Annotated in this window: 21 protein-coding genes and 3 pseudogenes; 10 read left to right on the top strand and 14 right to left on the bottom strand. The window is 72.2% G+C overall.

Annotated features, from left to right (window positions below):
- Positions 1-13: 13 nt before the first annotated feature.
- A pseudogene (locus CNO22_RS30110) lies at positions 14-169 on the top strand (hypothetical protein); the annotation flags it as partial.
- A gap of 50 nt (positions 170-219) precedes the next feature.
- On the opposite strand, the gene CNO22_RS10650 reads toward CNO22_RS30110, so the two are convergent.
- Positions 220-1,773 carry a Rieske 2Fe-2S domain-containing protein gene (locus tag CNO22_RS10650; protein ID WP_100499346.1) on the bottom strand — a complete coding sequence of 518 codons (1,554 nt, stop codon included), beginning with the start codon at positions 1,771-1,773 and terminating at the stop codon, positions 220-222.
- Between the two features lie 326 nt (positions 1,774-2,099).
- On the opposite strand from CNO22_RS10650, the gene CNO22_RS10645 reads away from it, so the two are divergent.
- Positions 2,100-3,566 (top strand): recombinase family protein, encoded by a 1,467-nt coding sequence (locus tag CNO22_RS10645; protein WP_100499345.1) that lies wholly within the window; start codon positions 2,100-2,102, stop codon positions 3,564-3,566.
- Between the two features lie 134 nt (positions 3,567-3,700).
- Here CNO22_RS10645 and CNO22_RS10640 read toward each other — a convergent pair whose 3' ends face one another.
- On the bottom strand, positions 3,701-4,579 hold the full coding sequence (locus tag CNO22_RS10640; RefSeq protein ID WP_157936887.1) for a polysaccharide deacetylase family protein: 879 nt from the start codon (positions 4,577-4,579) through the stop codon (positions 3,701-3,703).
- A gap of 298 nt (positions 4,580-4,877) precedes the next feature.
- On the opposite strand from CNO22_RS10640, the gene CNO22_RS10635 reads away from it, so the two are divergent.
- Positions 4,878-5,279: an MmcQ/YjbR family DNA-binding protein gene (locus CNO22_RS10635; protein ID WP_100499354.1), complete on the top strand. Its 402-nt coding sequence runs from the start codon at positions 4,878-4,880 to the stop codon at positions 5,277-5,279.
- A 257-nt stretch (positions 5,280-5,536) separates the two neighbouring features.
- Here CNO22_RS10635 and CNO22_RS28280 read toward each other — a convergent pair.
- Positions 5,537-5,782: pseudogene (locus CNO22_RS28280) on the bottom strand (IS5/IS1182 family transposase); the annotation flags it as partial.
- Positions 5,783-5,873: 91 nt separating this feature from the next.
- Between CNO22_RS28280 and CNO22_RS30105 the strand changes: the two are divergent.
- Positions 5,874-6,059 carry a DUF427 domain-containing protein gene (locus CNO22_RS30105; RefSeq protein WP_100499342.1) on the top strand — a complete coding sequence of 62 codons (186 nt, stop codon included), beginning with the start codon at positions 5,874-5,876 and terminating at the stop codon, positions 6,057-6,059.
- Positions 6,060-6,072: 13 nt separating this feature from the next.
- On the opposite strand, the gene CNO22_RS27590 is transcribed toward CNO22_RS30105, so the two are convergent.
- From CNO22_RS27590 to CNO22_RS28265, 6 genes are all read right to left on the bottom strand, one after another.
- Positions 6,073-6,339: a hypothetical protein gene (locus tag CNO22_RS27590; RefSeq protein ID WP_157936886.1), complete on the bottom strand. Its 267-nt coding sequence runs from the start codon at positions 6,337-6,339 to the stop codon at positions 6,073-6,075.
- 201 nt (positions 6,340-6,540) lie between these two features.
- Positions 6,541-7,323, bottom strand: coding sequence for an SDR family NAD(P)-dependent oxidoreductase (locus tag CNO22_RS10615; protein WP_100499340.1), 783 nt, complete (start codon positions 7,321-7,323; stop codon positions 6,541-6,543).
- A gap of 25 nt (positions 7,324-7,348) precedes the next feature.
- Entirely contained in the window at positions 7,349-8,485 is a 1,137-nt protein-coding gene (locus CNO22_RS28275; protein WP_198588240.1) for a glycoside hydrolase family 15 protein, read from the bottom strand.
- Between the two features lie 398 nt (positions 8,486-8,883).
- Complete coding sequence (locus CNO22_RS30100; RefSeq protein WP_408609698.1) at positions 8,884-9,267, bottom strand: trehalase-like domain-containing protein; 384 nt, start codon at positions 9,265-9,267, stop codon at positions 8,884-8,886.
- A complete protein-coding gene (locus CNO22_RS28270; protein ID WP_198588239.1) occupies positions 9,152-9,820 on the bottom strand; it encodes a TIGR04282 family arsenosugar biosynthesis glycosyltransferase in 669 nt (222 codons plus the stop codon). Before CNO22_RS28270 ends, CNO22_RS30100 begins: the two co-directional genes overlap by 116 nt.
- Positions 9,817-10,476, bottom strand: coding sequence for a glycosyltransferase family 2 protein (locus CNO22_RS28265; protein ID WP_198588238.1), 660 nt, complete (start codon positions 10,474-10,476; stop codon positions 9,817-9,819). Before CNO22_RS28265 ends, CNO22_RS28270 begins: the two co-directional genes overlap by 4 nt.
- 115 nt (positions 10,477-10,591) lie before the next feature.
- Here CNO22_RS28265 and CNO22_RS10600 point away from each other — a divergent pair, with 115 nt between their 5' ends.
- Genes CNO22_RS10600 through CNO22_RS10590 form a run of 3 tightly spaced genes read left to right on the top strand, consistent with a single transcriptional unit; the run spans position 10,592 to position 13,811 of the window.
- Positions 10,592-11,950, top strand: coding sequence for a hypothetical protein (locus CNO22_RS10600; protein ID WP_100499339.1), 1,359 nt, complete (start codon positions 10,592-10,594; stop codon positions 11,948-11,950).
- On the top strand, positions 11,950-12,648 hold the full coding sequence (locus CNO22_RS10595) for a response regulator transcription factor (protein WP_198588237.1): 699 nt from the start codon (positions 11,950-11,952) through the stop codon (positions 12,646-12,648). Before CNO22_RS10600 ends, CNO22_RS10595 begins: the two co-directional genes overlap by 1 nt.
- Positions 12,645-13,811: a sensor histidine kinase gene (locus tag CNO22_RS10590; RefSeq protein WP_198588236.1), complete on the top strand. Its 1,167-nt coding sequence runs from the start codon at positions 12,645-12,647 to the stop codon at positions 13,809-13,811. Before CNO22_RS10595 ends, CNO22_RS10590 begins: the two co-directional genes overlap by 4 nt.
- Here CNO22_RS10590 and CNO22_RS10585 read toward each other — a convergent pair.
- Positions 13,750-14,901: an NAD-dependent epimerase/dehydratase family protein gene (locus CNO22_RS10585; protein WP_100499337.1), complete on the bottom strand. Its 1,152-nt coding sequence runs from the start codon at positions 14,899-14,901 to the stop codon at positions 13,750-13,752. The two genes, CNO22_RS10590 and CNO22_RS10585, sit on opposite strands and share 62 nt — an antisense overlap.
- 31 nt (positions 14,902-14,932) lie before the next feature.
- Positions 14,933-15,232 carry a hypothetical protein gene (locus CNO22_RS28260; protein WP_198588235.1) on the bottom strand — a complete coding sequence of 100 codons (300 nt, stop codon included), beginning with the start codon at positions 15,230-15,232 and terminating at the stop codon, positions 14,933-14,935.
- A gap of 1,173 nt (positions 15,233-16,405) precedes the next feature.
- On the opposite strand from CNO22_RS28260, the gene CNO22_RS10575 reads away from it, so the two are divergent.
- From CNO22_RS10575 to CNO22_RS10565, 3 genes are read left to right on the top strand one after another with little or no spacing between them, the layout of a single operon-like run.
- Entirely contained in the window at positions 16,406-16,981 is a 576-nt protein-coding gene (locus CNO22_RS10575) for a class I SAM-dependent methyltransferase (RefSeq protein ID WP_100499336.1), read from the top strand.
- Positions 16,978-18,330 carry a molybdopterin-dependent oxidoreductase gene (locus tag CNO22_RS10570; RefSeq protein ID WP_100499335.1) on the top strand — a complete coding sequence of 451 codons (1,353 nt, stop codon included), beginning with the start codon at positions 16,978-16,980 and terminating at the stop codon, positions 18,328-18,330. The genes CNO22_RS10575 and CNO22_RS10570 overlap by 4 nt, the downstream gene beginning before the upstream one ends.
- 5 nt (positions 18,331-18,335) lie before the next feature.
- Positions 18,336-18,803, top strand: coding sequence for a hypothetical protein (locus tag CNO22_RS10565; RefSeq protein ID WP_100499334.1), 468 nt, complete (start codon positions 18,336-18,338; stop codon positions 18,801-18,803).
- Here the strand turns inward: CNO22_RS10565 and CNO22_RS10560 are convergent.
- The 3 genes and pseudogenes from CNO22_RS10560 to CNO22_RS10550 all read right to left on the bottom strand — a co-directional run.
- Positions 18,771-20,159 (bottom strand): glycosyltransferase 87 family protein, encoded by a 1,389-nt coding sequence (locus CNO22_RS10560; protein ID WP_157936885.1) that lies wholly within the window; start codon positions 20,157-20,159, stop codon positions 18,771-18,773. The genes CNO22_RS10565 and CNO22_RS10560 overlap by 33 nt on opposite strands.
- 290 nt (positions 20,160-20,449) lie before the next feature.
- Positions 20,450-21,289: an IS5 family transposase gene (locus CNO22_RS10555; RefSeq protein ID WP_100499332.1), complete on the bottom strand. Its 840-nt coding sequence runs from the start codon at positions 21,287-21,289 to the stop codon at positions 20,450-20,452.
- An 845-nt stretch (positions 21,290-22,134) separates the two neighbouring features.
- A pseudogene (locus tag CNO22_RS10550) lies at positions 22,135-22,320 on the bottom strand (hypothetical protein); the annotation flags it as partial.

Here is a 22,320-nt window from a genome sequence, read left to right as displayed (position 1 = left end):
GACCTGCCGACGACTCGAGATCGCCGTCGCCGAGTACATCGACTGGTTCAACCACCGCCAGCTGCACGGCGAGATCGGCCTCGTCCCACCCGCCGAGTACGAGGACACCTATTACCGTCACAACCCCGCCCCGACAGCCGTCGAAGCGTCAGTTCAGAGCCTCCACTGAACCCGGCGCGGGACAGGTCGGGTGACTTCACCGGCCGGGGACGGCTGAGTTCATGCGTGCTGGGTGGGAATCGCCTGCGTGGGTGTGGCCCTGATCTCGTGGCCACCGGAGGTCAAGCAGCGGCCACTGGTGAGGTCGAAGCGCCACCCATGCAGTGCACACGTCAGCACACCGTCCTCGACACGGCCGAACCGACCCAGGTCTGCGTTCAGGTGCGGGCAACGGCGCTGCACCGTCCAGCCGTCGAGCTCGATGTCGTGCACATCGCCGTCGTTCTGCTGGTCGTACCAGTTCTCGACGTAGTCGATCCGCTCTTCGGACAGACACTTGAAGAAGGTGTAGACGTACTCGTTGTACTGCCCGACGCGGCTCGCTCGAAAGCGCAGGGACAGGAAGAGACTGTTGGACCAGTCGACCTCACGGCGGGCGACGTTCGTCGCGACGAGGTCCGCGGACGTGGACAACCGGTAGCGGCACACCTCGCCGGCGCACTCGCGGACCTCCCGGGCGGTGAAGTCGACGACGATGGAGCGCTCCCCGATGTCGAGGCGCACCGGGCCGGCCACCCCGGCGCAGATGTTGTCGGCTCGCTGCAGCAGCGGTTCCCACCACGCCTTGAGTTGTTCCAGCAGGTCGCCGGGCACCGGCGCGCGGCTCTGGCGCTCACACCGAAGTGCCGGCTGAGCCCGGCGCTGATACTCCCGGAGGTACTTGCGCTTCTCCGCAAAGATCCGCCGCACCACGTCATCGGAGGACCGGTGGCTGAGCCGGCAGTCCGCGCCGTCGAGTTCTGCGACGCTGCCCGGCAGGAGCAGATGCGCGGACACCTGCGGCCGGCGCTGCGCGAGCTCCGCCAAGAACTCCACCTGGTCGGTGAAGATGCTTTCACCGTCGACGCCGTGGCCGTTCAGGTCGAAGAGCTCGTCATCGAGGAAACAGGGCGGCCCTGCGGTGGGAAAGACGTGGGAAGCATCGACGGCGTCGATGTAGCGCACCGCCCGGTCGCTCTGGCCTTCCCTCTTACGGCGGGCGAACTCCTTCTTGGCGGCGGGCGGCAGCTCGTACACCATGGGCCACCAAATGGCGCCGGAGAACTGCGTGAAATAGGCGTTCACGGCACCGAACTCCCGCAGCCGCTCGATGTCCAGCGGATGGGCGTCGTTCTGGTTTAGCAGGGTGGTGCGCCCGTCGTCGAGGCTCAGCGCGGAGTCCCCGATGGGGCCGTCGCCGGGCCCCGTCAGCGATGTGATCATGATCCTGAGCCCGTAGCGCACCAGGGGTATGCCGCTCTGGGTGCGGACGAACCGGGTGAAGCCGAGTGCAGCGAGTGCCTGCTCCAGCTCGTCGGTGGGGAAGTCGGGGAGCAGCACCGTCGCGTCCTTGCTGACGAAGCGAGCCAGCAGTTCGGCATCGAAGTGGTCCCGGTGCAGATGCGACACGTACAGGTAGTCGACCTTGCCCAGGGTCTCCCAGTCCAAGTCGCTGTTGTCGGGGAACGGGAACCATGACCCGAAGAAGGCGGGATTGACCCATGGGTCACACAGGACGCTGCCCGCGTGGGTCTCGATGAACAGCCCGGCGTGCCCGACGCCGGTCACCCGCATGCTCTCTCCAGGAGGTCGTCGTCAAAACGGCAGCGCGGCGCGTCCACGACTTGGTGCTGGTGGCCGCCGCCCCGGTCATGTCCAGCTCGAGTCTGGCGGCGGCGAGGCCAGGCTGCGACGGGTCCTGCTCTGACGCTGCTCGTCTCGGACGGACGGCACGGTCAGATAATCGTGTCGATACACAGCGCTCGCGGCCCTGCGCGAAAGGTGAAGGCTTGTTGCTCTTCGTGAACCTGCGCTCCGTGCTCGGCAATCCCGCACCATTTGGGGCAACCTCCCGCCGGCGCTGACCTACCTCTGCCGCCGCCCCATCCGGGACACCGCTGATGCCTGACTTGCTCGCCTGCCTTGCTGACCTGCCTCCGGCGATGCTTCTGCTGGTGCCGGTGCTGCTGATCAGCGCCGAAGCTGCGCTGCTGCTCGGCATCGTGCTGCCCGGCGCCAGCACGTTGCTCACGCTCGGAGTGCTCGCCCACGCCGGCCTGACCCACCCCGTGCTGGCCGCAGCCGTCGCCGCCGTCGCAGCGATGACCGGCACCCAGCTGGCCTACCTCCGCGGCCGCCGAAGCGGCCTGCCCACCCCGGCCCGGCTGGATCCACACCGCCAACGGGCCCTCCGGCTGCTCCGGCGCGGGCCCGTCGCGCTCTGCCTCGCCCAGTGGCTCGTCGGGCTGCGCACCCTGACCCCACGGCTCGCCGGTGCCGCCGGCCTCGGCTACCGCGATTTCACCGCGGCCAGCGCGCCCACCGCCGCTACCTGGGCCGCAACCCTGGTGACCCTCGGCTACCTGACCGCAGCGACCACCAGGCACTGTTCCGCTGGCACGGCCTCGGGATCCCAGCCGGACTGGCGGCAATCCTCCTGCTCCGGTGGAAGCTGCGCCGTGGCTCCCGCCCCAGCGACACGGACGCGGCAGGGAAGCACGGTTCGCCTGTTCCATCACCGGCATGGTCGTGTCGATGATCACCGCGGCTCCCCAAAGCATGATCGGTCCGTAAGCGGATCCCCTGGGGGCGTCGAGGTTGTCACCCGCTCGGGTGATCAAGGTCTTGGGAGGCACGCCGGGTGTGTCCGTGGTGATCACCGTCCGCGGGTAGCGGCTGCGGCCGTCGCCGGTGACCGACGCACCGGAGCGCCGGCGTCGGCCTGCCTGTGGAGGTGCGCCATGACGGCGCTGCTGATCGGCTACGCGCGGGTGTCGACCGACGCCCAGGACCTGACCGCCCAACGCGACGGGCTGCTCGCGCTCGGGGTCGATCCGGGCCGCATCTACGTCGATCACGGCCTGACCGGCACCAACCGGGAGCGTCCCGGGCTGCGCGAGGCGTTGGCCGCCTGCCGGGAGGGCGACACCCTGGTGGTGACCAAGCTCGACCGGCTGGCCCGGTCGCTGCCCGACGCCCGGGCGATCGCCGAGGAGCTCACCGTGCGCCAGGTCCGGCTGAGTCTCGGCGGCTCGGTGTACGACCCGCACGATCCGGTTGGGCGGCTGCTGTTCAACGTGCTGGCGATGGTCGCCGAGTTCGAGGCCGACCTGATCCGGCTGCGCACCCGCGAGGGCATGCGGGTGGCCAAGGCCAAGGGCAAGCTGCGGGGTAAGCAGCCCAAGCTCAACCCCCGCCAGGAAGCTCACCTGGTGGACCTCTATCGGCAGGGCGAGCGCAGCACCGCCGAGCTGGCCGACCTGTTCGGCGTCGCCCGCTCCACCGTCTACCGCGCCCTGCAACGAGACCAGACCCGAGGCGTGGCCAGCCGGCGCACAGCAATAGGCAGCGTCAGCATCCCGCAGTGAGTCTTGCTGTCAGCGGTGGCTGGGGTGTCCCGCAGGCCAGACCCCTGCGCGACACCCCGGCCATCCTCCAGTCCGTGACCGTGTGGACCACGGAACGTTCGGTATGTGAGATCTGTTGTGGACAGCGAGGCTGATCAGGCCTGGAGCCGAGCGAGGAGGTCCTGCTCGTCCCAGCTGGAGGAGATGAGCAGGCGGCGCAGGGTGAACAGCGGCCGCTGCGGGTCCAGCGGCTTGTCGCTGAGCTGGAACGCCGTTCGGTAGCCGGCCTCCTGCACGTTCTCCAGCGCCTCGGCGTTCCAGGCTCCGTAGGGGTAGGCGAACAGGTCCAATCCGTGGCCGACGATCTGCTCGAGCTCGGCCTTGGGCTGCTGCAGCTGGATGGCCCAGTCCGCGCCGGTGTACTTGGTGACCGGATGGTGGTCCCAGGTGTGCACCCCGATGGTCATGCCGGCGCGGTCGAGTAGGCGTACCTGGTCTCGGCTGAGCCACTTCGGCTTGTCCAGCACGACGGTCATCACGAAGAAGGTCGCCGACATCGACAGCCGCTGCAGGATCGGCAGGGCGTTGGTGAACTGCCCCTCCGAGGCGTCGTCGAAGGAGATCGTCACCGGCCGCGGGGGCAGCGGCGTCCCGAACTGGACGTGGTCGACCAGTTGCGGGCTGGTGACCGGCTGCATCCCGGCCTCGGTGAGGGCCCGCAGGTGGCGTTCCAAAAGCGTCGGCGGGCAGGTCAGTGACCGGGCTTCGGGACCGTCGTCGGGGGTGAAGTCACGGATCTGGTGGTAGCAGAGCACCGGAACGGTGGCGCGCGCCAGCATCTCCTCCGGCGTCCCGGGAGTCCGCTGCGGTGGCTGTGGAGCGGCGGCCTGGGACGGTGGTACGGGAGCCGCTGTGGAGGTCGTCCCGGCCGCGCTCGCCGCCGGCGTACGGGTCGGCTGGCCGCTGGTGCACCCGGCCAGCGCCAGCCCGCCGGCGGCAGCGATGAGGAAGTCCCGGCGTCGCATGGAGCGCATGGCGCACAGGATGTCATCGCTTCGGCCATGGCCCAGGCACGGCCGTCATGGCGACCTCCACAGCGCCCAGCGCAGCGCACCTGTCGCGTGGCCAGGATGCCTCGCAACTCCGGCACGTGCTCGGCGGTGAGGAACCGACATCACGCGCTCGCCCAACCCGTCCTGATTTTCATCACCTCACCTCACCTCACCGCCACGCCAGGGGATCCTTCACTGCCTCCGGCGTCGCCCGGGGCTCGGCCGTCTGAACCTGAGCGCTGCCCACTCGGGGGGTGGTGAGCTGCTGCACACTGCTGTGGTGGCCATCTGGGACGACGTCCGCCGCCTCGTTGCGGCGCTGCCCGACACGGACGAGCACGCCTCCTACGGTGGGTGTCCGTCATGGCGGGTGCACGGGAAGGCGTTCATGTGGGACCGCCCGCTGCGGTCGGCCGATCGCCGAGCTCTCGCCGAGGCAGCGCCGGATGAGACCGAGCCGCTGCTCGGCATCCGCGTGGCGGACGAGGGGGTCAAGGCCGCGCTGATCGCCGGTGGCCCCGACGTCTTCCTCACCACCCCGCACTTCGACGGCTACCCCGTCGTGCTGGCCCGGCTCGGGCGGATCCCCGTGGACGAACTCGCGGAACTGGTCGAGGACGCGTGGAGGTTTCGGGCGCCCAAGCGGCTGCTGGCCGCGTTCGACAGCCGCCGAGGCGCGTGAACGTCCGAGCCGCGTCGCAACCGCGGCCGGTCAGCGATCGGCCAACGAGACGGGGGTGAGGGCTCTGACGTAGCTCAGCGTGCGAGGCGGATGTCGACTTCGCGTTCCACGTAGTCCCACTCCGGGGTCGCGCGGAGCCGGGACACCAGCTCCTCGAACGCAGGCGCGTCTCGGGGGACGTACTCGAACCAGGTGAGGAAGTCGAAGGGCTCGTCCAGATCCCGGCCGTGGTAGAGCCGGCGGGCCACCGCAGGCAGGTCGAAGATGCCCAGCCGGATCCACTCGTCCCGGCGGCGGCGCATGGTGGTGGCCGAGCAGGCGGCGTCGGCGATCCGCTCGTACCCGGCGCCGAAGACCAGCCCCTCGACGAGTTTGTCCAAGACCACCGCATCGTCGATGCGGGGCCGGTGACAGCCCAGCGGATGCTCATCGACGTGCGGCGGCAGCAGCGCGAGGAACTGCTCGCGCAGCGGGTCAAGGATGCAGGATGGGACGGCAGGCACCAGCGGTCCACAGCTCACGGAGCGTTAGCACCTTCGCGAGCGTGGCCCTCGTGCCTGCCCTCGACGCTCAGCCACGCCGAACGCCGCAGCTGTGCCTACTGGCGGGGGCTCTTACTGGTCGGTCCGACTGGAGGGGCGACTCGAGCAGGACGTCGCATGGAGTTATCCGGAGCCGGCGCACGACGCCGAGGCGGTCGGCGGGTTGGTGTGCTTCTTCGACGACCGCGTCGATCTGGCGGTCGACCAGGCCCCGTCCCTGGACGACCTGGGGTCGTGATCGTCCTTGCCGGCTACGCCAAAGCGTCGTACACGGCCCCGGTGACCGCGGCGTAGATGCCCTTGTGCAGGACGTCAGTGGCCAACTCGTCCCCGCCCCAGCGCCACGGCACGTCGGCGATCCCGAGGGCGCGGTACAGCGCTGCGTCGCCGCTCCACAGGAGTGCGAAGTGGGCGGCGCTGGCGGCCGGGCCGCGCAGCCCCATGCCATCCAGGGCACCGCGCAGGGCGCCCATGCTGATGCCGTGGGCCCAGTGGACGGGGCCGTTGAGCCGGGCCACATGCGTCCTGGGATTTGCGCCGGGGATCAGGTGTGCCCCGACCTGCCCGGGGACCGTGCTGGGTGCCCGTCCCGAGATGGCCATCTCGAGGCGTTGGGTCAGGGTCATGGCGGCGGTGCCGATCGCGCCGGCGATTAACCCGCGAACGGCGTCCTGCTGTGGCATGGCGCGCTTCCTCGCTCTCGAGGTTGGTTCGAGCGGCTACGCGCCCTGGCCGAGGTTGATCATCAGTCCGCCGTCCATCACGTAGGAGGCGCCGGTGACGTAGTCGGCGTCGGCAGACGCGAGGAAGACCGCGAGCCGGGCGATCTCCTCCGGCTGGGCCGCCCGCTTCCACGGGATGCTCTGCACCTGCTCCTCCAGCACCGCAGGGTCGTCGATCGCCGGCTGGTTGAACGGGGTCAGGACCATGCCCGGCGCGAGGCTGTTGACGTTGATCCTGTGCGGTGCGAGCTCGAGCGCCAGGGTGCGGGTGAGCATCCGGATCGCGCCCTTGGAGCAGTCGTAGTCCGATCCGCCGGCGTTGGGATTGTCCGCGTGCACGGACGACACGTTGACGATCTTGCCGCCACCGCCGGCGGCCAGCCGTTCCTGCACGAAGCGCCGGCAGCAGAAGAAGTAGCCGTAGACGTTGGTGCGGATCGCCCGGTCCCACACCTCGGTGGCGAGCTCCGCGACGGGGGTGCCGGATGCGTCGACGCCGGCGTTGTTCATGAGGATGTCTAGGGTGCCGAACTCGGCCAGGGCGGCGTCGAACATGCGGCCGACCTCGTTCTCGTCCCGGACGTCGGCCTGGGTGACCAGGGCTCGCCGCCCGGCGGCCTCGACGCCGGCCCTGGTTCGCTCCGCACCGTCGGCGTCGTGCAGGTAGTGGACGACGACGTCGGCGCCCTCGCGGGCGAATTCGATGGCGGTCGCTTGCCCGATGCCGGAGTCCGAGCCGGTGATGAGCGCGACCCTGTCCGTAAGCCGTCCGTTGGTCATGCCGGTTCCTCCAGTGGATCTCGGTTCATCGGTCGGGGGTCGACGGGTGGGCGAGGCGCCACGCGGCGTTGATCAGCCCGATGTGGGAGAACGCCTGCGGCATGTTGCCGAGCAGCTCACCGGTGGCCCCGTCGGCCTCCTCGGCGAGCAGGCCCAGGTCGTTGGCGTAGGCGGTGGCGCGGCGGAACCACCGATCGGCGTCCTCGGGCCGCCCGGCGAGTGCCAGGCACTCGACCAGCCAGTAGGTGCAGATCAGGAAGCCGCTGCGGTCCTCGGACCACCGGCGCACGAGTCCGTCGCCGCCCAACTGTCGCTCGATGGCGTCGACCGTCGCCGCCATGCGTACGTCGCTCGCGGGCAGGAAGCCGACGAGGGGCAGGACGAGCACGGACGCGTCGAGCTCGTCCGAACCGAACGCTCCGGTGTAGGCGCCGGCCTGCTCGCTCCACGCCTGGGTGAGCACGGCGTCGCGTACCGCATCGCGAGCGGCGGTCCAGCGCGCCGCGTCGGCGCGGTCCCCCAGCCGGGGCGCCAGGTCGATCGCGCGGTCGAGTGCCACCCAGCACATCACCTTCGAGGATGTGTAGTGGCGTTCGGTGTCGCGGGCCTCCCACATGCCGGCGTCCGCGCTCGACCAGTCGTCGGCGGCCCGGTCGGCAAGGGTCACCAGCATGTCCTGCACCGGACCGTTGAGATCTCCGAGGTGGTCGCGCAGGATGTGCGCGGCTTCGATGACCTCCCCGAGGACGTCGAGCTGCTTCTGCCGCCACGCGTCATTGCCCACCCGCACCGGTCGGCTGCCGCGGTAACCGTCCAGGTGGTCGAGGGTGCGCTCGGTCAGGTCACGTTCCCCCTCGACGCCGTACATGATCTGTACGAGTTCTCCACCGTTGCGGCCAGCGGCGGTGGCGAACCAGTCGAACAGTCGCCGAGGCTCGTGCGGGCAGGCGGCGATCCACAGCGACCGGACCGTGAGGCTGAGGTCGCGCAGCCACGCGAACCGGTAGTCGAAGTTGAGGTCGCCACCCAGCTCTTCGGGCAGCGACGTCGTCGCGGCGGCCACCACCGCTCCGGAGGGCTGGTAGGTCAGGCCCTGCAGCACGATCGAACTGCGGCGGACCTCCTCGGGATAGGCGCCGTCGTAGCCCGTATGCTCTGCCACCCACGACCGCCACGCCTCCGCCGTGTCCGCCACCGTCGGCTGCCCGCAGGAAGGCTCGGTCGACGCGCTGGAACCGAAAGCGGGGAGGTATCGGAGCCGAAACTCCAGCGTGTCGCCCGCCGATACGGCGAAGGAGGCTCGGGCGGCGCCGTCCTGACAGCTCCAGTCGACCGGTCCGGTGCACAGCAGCCGCACAGGACCGCCCCGGGCCTCGACCCGGTGTAAGCCGGCCATGAAGTGCGGTTCAGTCCGCCCGTACTCCATCCGCGGCGCCAGCTCGCTCCCCATGTCGACCACGCCTGACACGCCGATCACACGGCGCAGCAGGGCGTGCGGACTCGCGAAACCGATGTCGTGCCCGCGGGCTCCCGGCGCGAGCGCCAAGGCGTCATCGACTGTCACCAGGCCCGTGTCGTGCGGAACACCGTGCGCAGCACCAGCGAGTCCCCGACGTACTCCCGCGAGGACGTGAACGACCCGACGGGGGCCAACGTCCAGTGCCCGGCAGCGGGGTCGAGCAGGCGGCCGAAGACCGACGGCGAGTCGAATCGCGGCGCGCACCACCAGTCGATGGAGCCATCGCGGTCGACCAGCGCCGCGGACGTGCAATCAGAGAGAACCCGTAGTCGCCGATGGGCGGCTCCTGACGCCCGCGCGGACCTCCGGTCACAACGCGGCCGCCTCGGGCACCGCCCCGCGCGACCCGGAGGACCGGGACAGTTCGGCGTGCAGGCGGGCGAAGCGGGTCGTCGGCGCGAACCTGGCGACCTGGACCGCGTCATCGGCGACGTCCACGTCGCGAAGCAGGGGGAGCCGCGCGATGGAGAGGCCTGCGGTGACGAGGCGGTGCAGCTGCGCCCGACCGGTGGTGGGCAACGAGCACGGCACCCCGAGGAGCAGGCCGGGGTCGGGGCGCCGGAGGCCCAGCCCCCACCAGCCGCCGTCCACCGCGAGCCCGAGGCAGGCGTCGCGCCCGGACAGAGCATCGCCCGCATCCGCCAGGTGCCGCGGCGTCAGCTGGGGCGTGTCCATCCCCACGAGGAACGCTGGCGCTCCGGACACGGCGGCGAAGGCGGCGGCGAGGCGGACGTCGAGGGTTCCGGTGCCCTGCGGCAGCAGGTCGAGGCCGCGGGCGTCGACCAGCCCGGGGTCGCCGTCGAGGACGAGCACCCGCCGCGCCGCGGGTGCGGCGCGCACGGCATCGAGCACGTCGGCGAGCGACGCGGCGGCCAGCCGGGCTGCCTCCTGCGGCTGGTACGGGGGGGAGAGCCGGGTCTTCACGCGCCCGGGCGCCGGCGCCTTGGCGAGCACCACGAGCTGCAGGCCCGGGGTCACGGGGCCGTCGCCAGCACTCGGCGCATGTCCCGGATCGCGGCGAGGGTGCCGCGCATTGTGCCGGTGACCTTCGACCTCCCGATCCGGGGCGCGTAGGGAACCGGGACCTCGACGATCCTCAGCCCGGCGGCGGCTGCCGCGAGGACCATTTCCAGCGGATAGCCGGAGCGTCGGTCGGTGAGTCCGAGCGCCAGCAGGACGTCCCGGTGGACGGCTCGGGCGGGGCCGAGGTCGGTCAGCCGCACCCCGGTGCGGCGGCGCAGTCGGTGGGCGAGGACCCGGTTGGCCAGCCGCGCGTGCGGCGGCCACGCCCGGCGAGACACCGGTACCCGGGCGCCTAGGGCCAGGTCGGCCTCGCCGGCGAGGACGGGCGCCGCCACCGTCGGGAGGTCGCGCGGGTCCAGGGAGGCGTCGGCGTCGAGAAAGCACACGACGCCGTCGTCCGGGTCGCTGCTCAGCAGCCCGGCGGAGCAGGCCGCGCCGAAGCCGCGCTGGGGCACGGGCACGACGCGCGCGCCGTGCCGCCGGGCGACATCGGCGCTGCCGTCGGTCGACCCGTTGTCCGCCACGATCGGGAAGAAACCGGGCGGCATGCGGGTCAGCACCCACGGCAGCGCCGCGGCCTCGTCGAGGCACGGGAGAACGACGTCGGGCACGTCTGCGGACGCTAGGTGGCATCGTGGGCGCTGGACATCCCCCGCGGCATTGCGAAGTCCTTACGCCGTTCGCGGACGCGTCCCGGCCGGAACGCGGCAGCCCTACCGTCCGAGCGTGGACTCCACCGCGGTTCCGACGCGCTCGGCACCCGGTCGGACACCGCCGTCGCGCGCCGCGGCGCTGGCGCTGGGCTCATGGGGCGCGGCACTCGTCACCGTGGTCCTCATCGGACGTGGACTGGACGCCCGCGGTGAGCTCCACCTCGGCGCCGCACCGCTGAGCGGCCAGGTCCGGGACGACGTTCCGTGGGCCGGTCTACTGCTGCCCGCGGGAGCGGCGGCCGTGCTCGTGGTACTGGGGGCGCGAATCGCCCCCCGCCTGGGTCCGGTCGCGCTCCCGTGCGCCACGGCGGCGGCCGCGGCCGCGTGGACCCTCGCGCTGGCGCTCGTCGACGGGCCGGCGTCGCTCGCCGCTCCACTGACCAGTCCGCACGACTATCTGGCCGACGTCCCCCGGGTGGATGGCGCTTGGTCGTTGCTGCCCTCCTTCGCCGACCAGGTGGTAGCGCGTGCCGGCGCCGAGGCATGGACCACTCACGTGGCCGGACACCCTCCGGGCGCGCTGCTGATGTTCTGGTGGGCCGACCGCGTCGGGCTGGGAGGCCCGGCCTGGGCGGCCGCACTGCTGATCGTGGTGGGCTCGTCGGCGGCTGCGGCGGTCGCGGTGGCGGTCCGCGCGCTCGCCGGTCCCGCGGCGGCCGCGGCGTCCTCGCCGCTGCTCGCCCTGGCCCCGTACGCGCTGTGGGTGGCGACCAGCGCCGACGCGGCCTTCCTGGCCGTGAGCGCGTGGGGCGCCGCCCTGCTGGCTGTCGCGGTCACCCGTCCACCGGACAGGAGGGCCACGGCTTCGGCGCTCGGCGGCGGGGGCCTGCTCGGCAGCGGGCTGTACCTGAGCTACGGCCTGGTGCCGTTCGGCGTCGTCGCGGCAGGGCTGCTGCTGGCCGGTGGCCGCGCGCGGGCACTGCGAGCCGCCGCTCTGGCCGCCGCGGGTGTCCTCGTCGTCGTCACCGCCTACACCGCGGCCGGTTTCTGGTGGCCCGACGGTTTCGCCGCGACCAGAACGCGCTGGGCTCAGGGCTGGGGGAGTCAGCGCTCCTTCGGCTACACGGCGGTGGGCAACCTCGCGGTGGCGGGCCTGGCCGCCGGCCCCGCCGTCGTCGCCGCCCTGCCGCGGCTGCAGGCCCTGCCGGGTCGCCTGGCCCACCCGTCGGTCGGCGCGCTCGTCGCCGTCCTGCTCGCCGACGCGTCGGGGATGTCCCGCGGCGAGGTGGAGCGCATCTGGCTGCCGTTCCTGCCCTGGCTGCTCCTCGTGGCCCTGGCATTCGATCGCGGGAAGTCGGTGCCGCGCGGATGGCTGCTCGGCCAGGCCGGGACGGCGCTCGCGGTTACCGCACTGGTGCGGACGACCTGGTGATGGACGCAGTGAGCGGGCACGTTCTCGTCGTCGACGACGACCGTACGGTGACCGACGTCGTGCGGCGCTACCTCGAGCGGGCGGGCTACGTCGTGCGCATCGCGTCCGACGGCGGCACCGGGCTGGCCGACGCGCTCGCCGACCCCCCGGCGCTGCTGGTGCTCGACCTGATGCTCCCGGTGCTCGACGGCCTGGAGGTGTTCCGCCGGCTTCGCGCCGAGCATCCCGTTCCCGTGGTCATGTTGACCGCGCGCGGTGACGAGGCCGACCGGATCGCCGGGCTCGAACTGGGCGCCGACGACTATCTGACCAAGCCGTTTTCGCCGCGCGAGCTGGTGCTCCGGGTCACCGCGGTGCTGCGACGCGGGGCTCCTCCGCCCGCGCGAGGCCTGCTGCGCGACGGCGACCTCGTCGTCGACCTCGCCGCCCGCGAGGCCCGCCGCGGTGGGCGCCCCTTGGCCCTGACGGTTCGCGAGTTCGACCTGCTGGCCTTCCTGATGCAGCATCCGCGCGAGGCCTTCGACCGGACCGCACTGCTCTCCCAGGTCTGGGCGTGGTCGTTCGGAGACGCCTCCACGGTGACCGTGCACGTACGACGGCTGCGCGAGAAGGTCGAGGCCGACCCCTCCAGACCCCGCCGGGTGGTCACCGTCTTCGGCATCGGCTACCGCTACGAGCCCGAGGAGGATCCAGCGTGATTTCGCCCGCCGACCTCGTCGCTGTCCTCGCTATCGCCGGTGCCGTGGCCCTCGCGGTGGCCCTCGCCGGCGCCGTGGCGCTGGCCGCGGTCCGGCGTCGGCCGATCGCCGCCGGGCTCGCGGTGCTGGTGCTCACCGTCGTCGGAGCCGGGGCAGCGGCCACCGTTGCCACGGGCCTGGCCATGTTCCTGTCGGCGCACGACCTGCGCGTCCTGCTCGTCGTCGTGGTGGTCGCGGCGGCCGTGGGGACGGCAGGCGCGGCGCTGCTGGCCCGTCGGCTGGTCGCAGCGGTCCGGGACGTCGCCGCCGTGGCGCGATCGCTGGCCGACGAGGAGCCCGTCGCCGTTCCCGCCGGACCGCTGCCCGCCGAGCTCCGCGCCCTGGCGGGCGACCTGGTGACAGCGGCCGACCGGCTGGCGGCCGCGCGGGAACGGGAACGGGCTCTCGAGGGCAGCCGCCGGGAACTGGTCGGCTGGGTCAGTCACGACCTGCGCACTCCCCTCGCCGGCCTGCGCGCAATGGCCGAGGCGCTCGAGGACGGCGTGGTCGCCGAGCCCTCGGAGGTGGCCGACTACCACCGCCGGATACGGGTGGAGACCGACCGGCTCACCGCGATGGTCGACGACCTCTTCGAGCTGTCCCGGCTGCACGCCGGGACGCTGCGGCTCACGCCGGTGCCGACCGTCCTCTCCGATGTGGTCAGCGACGCGGTCGCCGCAGCACGGCCGGTCGCCCGGGCCCGAGGGGTGCACCTCGTCGGCCGGATCGAGGACGACGCCGCCCGGCTGCTGTCGGCCGCGTCGCTGTCGCGGGTGCTCTCGAACCTGGTGAGCAACGCCGTCCGGCACACCCAGGCCGGCGGCACGGTGACGGTCGAGGGCGGTGCCGCGGAGAGCTGGGTGTGGGTCGCCGTCAGCGACGAGTGCGGGGGGATCCCGGAGGCCGACCTGCCGAGGGTCTTCGAAGTGGGCTTCCGCGGCAACCGCGCCCGCAGCCCGGGCGACGGCGGGGGAGGCGGGCTCGGACTGTCCATCGCCCGCGGGCTGGTCGAGGCCGCCGGTGGCAGCGTCGAGGTGGCCAACGTCGACAACGGGTGCCGCTTCACCGTCCGCCTGGCCGCGCCCGCTGCCGCTGCCGTCGCGCTGGCCCCGGCAGCCGACTGACGGCGCCCTCCCAGGCTGGCGCCCTCGCTGCGCCGGTCGGCCGCAGCGGCGCCGTCGCGAACTCCCGCACGCCCTCCGAGAAGCCGATCCGCGCGTGGAAGCCGAGCAGCCGCGCGGCCCGGCTCGGGTCGGCGACGACGTGCCGCACGTCGCCGAGCCGGTACTGGCCCGTGACGACGGGAGCTGGGCCGGCCGTCGCCGCGGCCAGGCTGGCGGCGAGTTCGCCGACGGTGTGCGGGGTGCCGGAGGCGATATTGCAGGTGGTCATGCCTTCGACCCGTCCCGTGGCCACCGCCTCCACCGCCGCCACACCGGCTGCGGCGACGTCTCCGACGTGCACGAAGTCGCGGCGCTGTCGCCCGTCTTCGTACACCCGCGGCGCCTCCCCGCGTTCCAGCGCCGACCGGAAGAGCGAGGCGACGCCCGCGTACGGGGTGTCGTGTGGCATCCGCGGGCCGTACACGTTGTGGTAGCGCAGCGCGATCGCGCTTCCCCCGCCGCCGACGACCCATGCGCGGGCGAGGTGCTCCTGCGCCGCCTTCGACGCGGCGTACGCATTGCGAGGGTCGAGCGGCGCGTCCTCCGGAACGGTCCCGGGCGCCAGCGGGCGGCCACAGAGCGGGCAGCTCGGCTCGAAGCATCCAGCGGCGAGGTCGTGCTCCCGCCGTGGCCCCGGCCGCACGACGCCGTGCTCGCCGCACGTGTAGCAGCCTTCGCCGTACACGACCATGGAGCTGGCGAGAACCAGGGCCCGCACGCCGGCGGCGGCCATCCCGGCGAGCAGCACCGCGGTGCCGAGCTCGTTGTGCGCCGTGTAGGCCGGCAGGTCCTGCAGGTCCACCCCGAGGCCGACGAGGGCGGCCTGATGAGCCACGACCTCGACCCCGGCCAGCGCGTGCGTGACCGTGTCGGGGTTCCGCACGTCGCCGAGAACCCACTCGGCTCGCGGGTCGACCTCCGGCTGCGGTGCGACCCCGTGCGCGCGGTCCAGCAGGGAATCCAGGATCCGCACCTGATGACCGGCGGCGAGGAGCGCCTCGACGAGGTGCCCGCCGATGAAGCCCGCGCCACCGGTGACGAGGACCTTCACCGCCGGGACCGCCCGCCGGTGGCCGGCTGTGCTACGGCCGGACCAGGGCGGCGAACCATCGGCCGGCCTCCTTCCAGAATCCGGCTGGGCGCAGCCCGGCCTCGTGGGCGACCGGCGGGACGTCGTCCACGGCCAGCAGTGCCCAGGGGAACTCCTCGCTGGTGCCCAGGTCATCTTCCAGGCACAGCCGCACCGGCCCGGACGGCGAGCCGGGAGCACCCGTCTCGACGAGCAGCGCACCCTCCACGCCCAGCAGGTCGCGGGCCCGGGACAGCAGTCGGACCGGGTCGCCGCCGATCCCGACGTTGCCGTCGGCGAGGAGCACGGTCACCCACCGCCGTTCGCCGGGAAGCCGCTCGTACACCGACCGTGCGAGCGCGGTTGCCCCCTCAACCGTGCCAGCGCCACGGCCGAGGGCGCGATGTCGACACCGAGTGCAGGGACGCCCCGCGCCATCAAGGCGGCGGCGAGGCCCCCGGCCCGCACCCCACATCGAGCACCGGGCCGCGGCAGCGGGCGAGGAGTCCTGCATCACCGGGTGCCTCCTCCGAGGTCCACACGTGCACGGGGAGCGGGGTGACCGAACCAGAGTCGTCGCGCTGGCGCAGCAGGCCCCCGTCCGACAACGCGCGGCCGTACACCTCGAAAGCGCTGCGCATGTCGGTGACGCTATGGGTCGAAGAAATGCCGGGGAACCCTCGAGCGCCTTTCCATGTTCTTACGCTCCATTGCTGGCGCGGGGTGCGGCTCTGTTATCGGCGTCCGTCATCGCACCGTAAGATCTGTCGGGCGGCATCGACGGCACGATTAATGGTGTGCGAACGTCTGCCGGACTTCCCAAGGCCCCGCCCAGCTTCTGGCCGACGGGGGTCTCGCTGAAAGCCACCACCGAGTCGCGCGTGGTGCAATGGGCGCCACCGGAGGCAGCGGCCGGCCGAGGGGGGCGCGGAGATCTGGGTCACCGGATCGTCCAAGGAATGGCGCCTGTGGTTCGGTTCCAGCCACCCCGGACCCAGCTCGCCCCGCGCTGGCGGGGGTCGGGAAGCGCCCCCGGTGCACCGGTTGCGGCCCGGGCCGTGCTCCCGCCCGTCGCCGCCCCGGGCCTCCGGCGCATCGCCGGAAACAGCCCCGTGCCGGCCGACTCCCGGGCGGTCGTCGCGGCCTTGGGTAGCCCCCCGGAGCCGATGCCGCTGCCTCTGGCATCGCCGCGTCGGGTGCCGGGGTCAGACGGGAGGACCCGCGAGGTGCCCGGCTCCGTCCCCGAGGCGAAGGGGGCAAGGCGATGAACGTCCCCGACAACGGTAGGGACGGGCGGATCGCAGTGCACGTGACAGCCGGCGAAGCCCAGGCCCTTCCTCCACACCGGCCCGGCGCCGGCCGGCTCCACGGGCGCCGGCGGCCGGCCATGCCTCCCTGGTCCGGGGCTGCTGGGGTGGCCGACCTCTACGCTGGCGCGCTCCTGTCCCGGCATGCCGGGCGGGATGGCCGGCGCCGGAGTTGGCGGGTGCGGACCGAGGCGGGGCGGGTGCACGGCCTGGACGAGGCGCTCGACCGTTGGCTGGGCCCGTGCGACGCCGCCGACCGCACGGTGCTGGAGCGGTGCGAGGGGCCCGTGCTCGACGTCGGCTGCGGGCCCGGTCGCCTGGTTGCAGCGCTGCACAGGGCCGGCGTGGTGGCGCTGGGCATCGACGTCAGCGACGTTGCCGTGGACCTGACCCGGCGCAACGGTGGACAGGCTCTGCACCGAGACGTGTTCGCGCCCGTGCCGGCAGAGGGGCGGTGGCGCAGCGTCCTGCTGATCGACGGCAACATCGGCATCGGCGGGGACCCCGGGCGTCTGCTGCGCCGCTGCGCGGGGCTGGCGGCGCCGGGGGCCCAGCTGCTCGTCGAGCTCGCGGCACCCGGCCGCTCCGGCGGCACTGTGCGGCTGCGGCTGGAAGGCGGCGCTGAGGTGGGGCCCTGGTTCTCCTGGGGGCGCCTGCCGGTGGACGACGTCGAAGGCTGTGCCCGCAGCGCCTCGCTGCGGGTCCACGAGGTCTGGTCGGAGGGAACCCGATGGTTCGCGACCCTGGTGACATGAGTTCTGGCCAGGGGTCCGGCGAGTGGGAGGGGCGCGAGCGCAACGCCGGTCCCGCGCCGCTGCGCCGGGCCGTCGGCGTCCTCGAGGACCACCCGCCGCCCGGACCGTTCCGCCCAGCCTTCTGGCGCAGCCCGCTGCGGGGGCCGTGGCTGACCGCGGTCTTCGCGCTGGTGCTGCTGGTGGGGATCACCGTGGTGTTCCTCACCGGGCTGGTCTCCTACGCCGCCTACAACCCGGACCTGCCCGGTAACGACACCAAGCCGGACAAGGGCCTGCTGGGCTTCTACCTGTTCGCCTGGCCCACCCGCCCGGTGTGGCTGTATCGGCTCAACCAGGGCGTGCACGTAACGTTGGGCCTGGTGCTCATCCCGGTGCTGTTGGGCAAGCTGTGGTCGGTGCTGCCCAAGCTGTTCACCTGGCCGCCGCTGCGCTCCCCCGCGCAGGCACTGGAGCGGGTGTCGCTGCTGCTGCTGGTCGGGGGGGCGCTGTTCACGTTCGTCACCGGCGTCCTGAACACCCAGTACTGGTATGTCTTCCCCGGCTCCTTCTACACGCTGCACTTCTATGGCGCGTGGGTGTTCATGGCGGCCTTCGCCCTGCACGTGGGGCTGAAGTTCGGCCGCATGCGCCAAGCGCTGCGTTCCCGGCGGTTGCGCGACGAGCTGCGGACCGACACCGCCGCGACGGTGCCCGAGCCGCCTGACCCGGACGGCCTGGTCAGCCCCGCCCCCGACCGCCCCAGCATGTCCCGGCGGGGGGCGCTGGGGTTGGTCGGCGCCGGAGCGCTGACGATGCTGGCGGTCACCGTCGGGCAGAGCATCGGCGGCCCGCTGCGGAAGACCGCGCTGCTCGCCCCCCGCGGCCAGGACCCCGGTCCCGGTCCCAACGGCTTCCAGGTGAACAAGACCGCCGCCGCCGCCGGCGTCGAGCCGCAGCAGACCGGCGACGGTTGGCGGCTGGAGCTCTCGGGCGGCGCGGGGGCCAGATCGCTCAGCCGGGAGGACCTGCTGGGCATGCCGCAGCACACCGCCCACCTGCCGATCGCCTGCGTGGAGGGCTGGTCCACGGCGAACCAGGCCTGGACCGGCGTGCGGCTGCGCGACCTGGCCGGGTTGGCCGGCGTGCCGGAGGCGTCGAGCGTCTTCGTGGAATCGCTGGAGGAGGGGGGCGCGTTCGGGCAGGCGCGGCTGCGCGGCAACCAGGTAGCCGACGGCGATTCCCTGCTGGCGCTGCGGGTGAACGGGGCCGACCTCTCGCTGGATCACGGCTATCCGGCGCGCGTCATCGTCCCGGCCAATCCCGGGGTGCACAACACCAAGTGGGTCACCCGGATGACCTTCCAGGCCTGATCCTCATGCGGCGCTTCCTCCGCCTCTACGGTGAGCACCCTCTGCACCTGGTCGGTCTACTGGCCAGCTTCGTCGTCGCCGGGTACGCCGCCTGGCGGCTGTTCGGCTCCCGGCCGGCCGCCGTCGTCCTGTGGTTCGTCGGCGCTGCCGTGCTCAACGACCTGGTACTGGTTCCGCTGTACGCCTTGATCGACCGGTCCGGGCGACGTCGGGGATCGTTCCCGCCGTGGTGGAACCACGTCCGTTTCCCGGCGGCGATCTCGCTGCTCCTGCTGCTTGTCTGGTTCCCGCAGATCGCCCGGCTCAGCGAGGTCTACCCGATCACCACCGGCCTGAGCTCCTCGGTGTACCTCGGGCGTTGGCTGCTGGTCACCGGAGCGCTGTTCGCCGTGTCCGCGCTCGCCTTCCTCGTCGGTCGTCTGCGCCGCCGATCCGACAGGTCAGGCCGGCGGCACGCGGTCGGCCGCAGCTGACCCAGCGACTCGATCGCCCTCCAGCCGTCGCCCCAGCCGGCGCAGCACCGTGACCCCCACCCCCAGAACCAGCGTCGCGAGGTAGGCGCCCTGGGACGCGGGCACGTGGGGTCCGCCGAGCATCGCGGTCAGGTAGACGACGTACTCGGCGACGATCAGGCCCAGCCACTGCCAGCAACCGGTGAGCACCACGAGCACGACGAGGATCAGCTCATACCAAGGCTCCCCGGGGGTCGCCACCAGCAGGAGGGTGACGAACACCGTGAGCGCAGCGGGCAGCGGCGGTCCCAGCCGGCGCAGGACCGCCAGCATCCCGACGGCGCCGACGATCGCCCAGGCCACCACCCGCACCGGCGTCCCGGTCAACCCGGTCAACGACAGCAACAGGAACCGGTCCCCGTCGTCGTAGCCCTGCTCCTGCAGATAGCCGGAGAGATAGCCGGCCACCCCACCGCCGACCGAGACGACGAACGGAAGGTAGGCCAATGCCGCGACGATGACCGCGGCCGTCCACGCCGATGGACGACAACGCTGCACCAACGCCGGCAGCAGGACGAACGGATACAGCTTGACCAGCCCCGCCCCGGCCACCAGGACCGCTGCACCCACCTGGCGACCCCGGCCACCGCAGGCGGACCACCGCGGCGCCAGCAGCAGCACGGCGCAGGCCACGGCCACGAGCAGCGCGGCGACGACGTCCACGTGGGCGTTCTGTACAGCCTCCAGCGGAACGACCGGGCAACACGCCCACAGCACCACCCACCGCGGATCGCGCCCGGTGCGCCAGAGGAGCCACGCCAGCAGCGCCCCGACCGCCAGGCTCACGCCAAGGCCCAACAACTCGTAGCCGAGGTCGCGGCTGCCCGTGGGGAGAACGGCGTGCGCGAGCCGAAACCACAGCTGCGCGGCCGGCGGGTAGATGGTGGGCACGCCCGAGCGGTTGATCCGCGTGCACGGTATGTCCTTGCCGCGTGCGGCGCACTCCTGGGCCGATGGCCACAGCCAGTCCTCCCGCAGCGGTGTGAGCCGTGGATCGTCCGGGGCATATCGGTAGGGATTGATCCCGGCGGCCTGTACGCGGCCGTCCCAGGCGTACCGATAGAGGTCGTCGGAGAGCACTGCGGTGTGCACGAGGGACACCGCCGACGCCGCCGCGCCGAGCCCGAGCGCCACCACGACGGCCGGCCACCGCGGCGCTCGCAGCAGCGCGCAAGCCGTCACCGCGAACAGCGCCCACCACCATCCCAGGTTCCACCCCGCCGACTGCAAAGCGTCCGCTCGGGCGCCGGTCGCCCAGTAGTCGCGAGCGATGGGCGGGACGGACGTCAGATAGTGCGCCGGGACCAGTGCCGCCAAGCCCGCCAGCACGCCAACGCAGAGCCACCCCCACGACCGACGCACCCGGGCCACGCTAGTCCTGACCACAAAGGCTGCCGGTGAAGGCCACCCTGGGGGTGGGGCTGAACGGATGAGGGCCCGACGCCTGTCGGATGAGAAGGGGCGGCGGCTGATCGCGCGTCCAGAGCAGGGTCACGCTCCTGACGCGAACCCCAGACACAAAACGATCTTGCTTGTCTCGCGGCCCGTCGTCATGCCAGTGCCGCCACAGCCTGCCGACGTGGTCACTTAGAGCGCCCGCCAGTAGGTCATCTGACGCGGGGTGATCTTGGTCGGGTGTCCCAGCGGTAGAGGTACCAGGCGGCCCGCCGTAGAGCACGGACGGTGACGATGGTCGCGGCCAGGGCCAGGTAGGCGTCGACGCAGGCGCGGCGGCGTTCGGTGCAGCGGCGCAGGCGGCCGAAGTCATTGAGCCAGGAGTTGGCCCGCTCCACGACCCAGCGCTTGCCGACCTGGATCGGTGCGGGTGTGCCGCGGGCGGCGATGTGGCCGCGCAGGCCGCGCTCGTCGAGTGCTTCTCGGCAGGGCCGGTAGTCATAGCCGGCGTCCAGGTGCACGGTCACCTCGGCCGGCAGGGGGGCGAAGTCCTTGAGCGCGTCCAACGTCTCTGGCAGGAGGACGTGATCGACGGTGTTGGCCGGCGCGGACACCGTGGCCATCGGCACGCCGGCGCCGTCGGACAGCTGGGACCGCTTCATGCCGCCCTTGCCGCGGTCCACCGGGCTGCGGCCAGCGCACTGCCCGCCGCAGGGGGCCTTGGTCGTGCAGCCGTCCACCGCCACGTCGGCCAGGTCCAGGCCGATCATCTTGTCGTAGGCGTCGAGGGCGGCCAGCCGCAGAGCATCGAAGATGCCCAGCCGGATCCACTCGTCCCGGCGGCGGCGCATAGTCGTGGCCGAGCAGGCGGCGTCGGCGATCCGCTCGTATCCGGCGCCGAAGACCAACGCCTCGACGAGCTTGTCGAAGATCACCGCATCATCGATCCGGGGCCGGTGACAGCCCAGCGGATGCTCATCGACGTGCGGCGGCAACAGCGCGAGGAACTGCTCGCGCAGCGGGTCAAGGATGCAGGATGGGACGGCAGGCACCAGCGGTCCACAACTCACGGAGCGTTAGCACCTTCGCGAGCGTGGCCCTCGTGCCTGCCCTCGACGCTCAGCCACGCCGAACGCCGCAGCTGTGCCTACTGGCGGGGCTCTTAAGCGAGGACCCCATCGCCCACGGACGGGCGAAGGTTGGCAGCCGCGGCACTAGCCGCAGGTTGTTCGGGTCCCGGCTCGGCCCGTCGATGTGGTCGATCTCCGCGCCGGGCGCGCCGCACAACACACATCGACCGTCGTCACGCTGCCAGATCTCGTCCCGCTCCTGGGGGGACAGACGCCGTGCGCTGGCGTCATAACCTTCGCCCAGGGCGAACATCGACTTCGTCTTGATGGCGTCGCGGATCTCGGGGGGAGGGCCCGCAGCGCCAGCATGCGAGGCAGGTGACTCACGCGGAGCTCGGCTCGGTAGCGACGCTCATACCGCACCAGGTCCGCCTGATCGTGACAGCGCGGGCTGCAGTAGACCTTGGGTCGGTTGGCAATGAACGTCTCGTCGCAGTTGGGGCAGCGGTAGGCGAGCGGGAACCTGTGCGCCCGGCGCTTCACAAGCGGCCGGATCGGCTCGTCGCACTCGACGGCCTGATCAGCCAGGCTGCGCAGGAAGTCAACGTCCACGTGCTGCGCTCCTCCGTGAGAGGTCCTCGAAGGCTACTGTCACCAGGCCGACTGGAGTAGCACGCAAGGTCGCGCCCGGCGGTGGCAGCCGCCACCAGCGCCTCGCGGCTGTCCCACTACGACGTCCCGGACGGGGATCGGGCTGCGGGACAGCTGCGTCCATCCCAAGCCGCCCTTCCCCTGGGACTGGGAGCCTGAGCAAGCTAGGGCGTGTCTCATAGATCGTGGTCGGCGGGGTGGCGGAGCCAGATCTTGATCGAGGCGACGTCGATCGTGCCGCGGAAGACGAACTCGCGTTTGTCGGTGCGCATTGCGACCGCCCGGAAGTCCTTGAGCTTGTTGATCGCGCGCTCGACGGTGTTTCGCTGCTTGTAGGACTCCACGTCGAAGGCCGGTGGCCG

Source organism: Geodermatophilus chilensis, assembly GCF_002802985.1.
GTDB classification, from domain to species: Bacteria; Actinomycetota; Actinomycetes; order Mycobacteriales; family Geodermatophilaceae; genus Geodermatophilus; species Geodermatophilus chilensis.
This window is presented reverse-complemented; position numbering and strand designations above follow the sequence as displayed.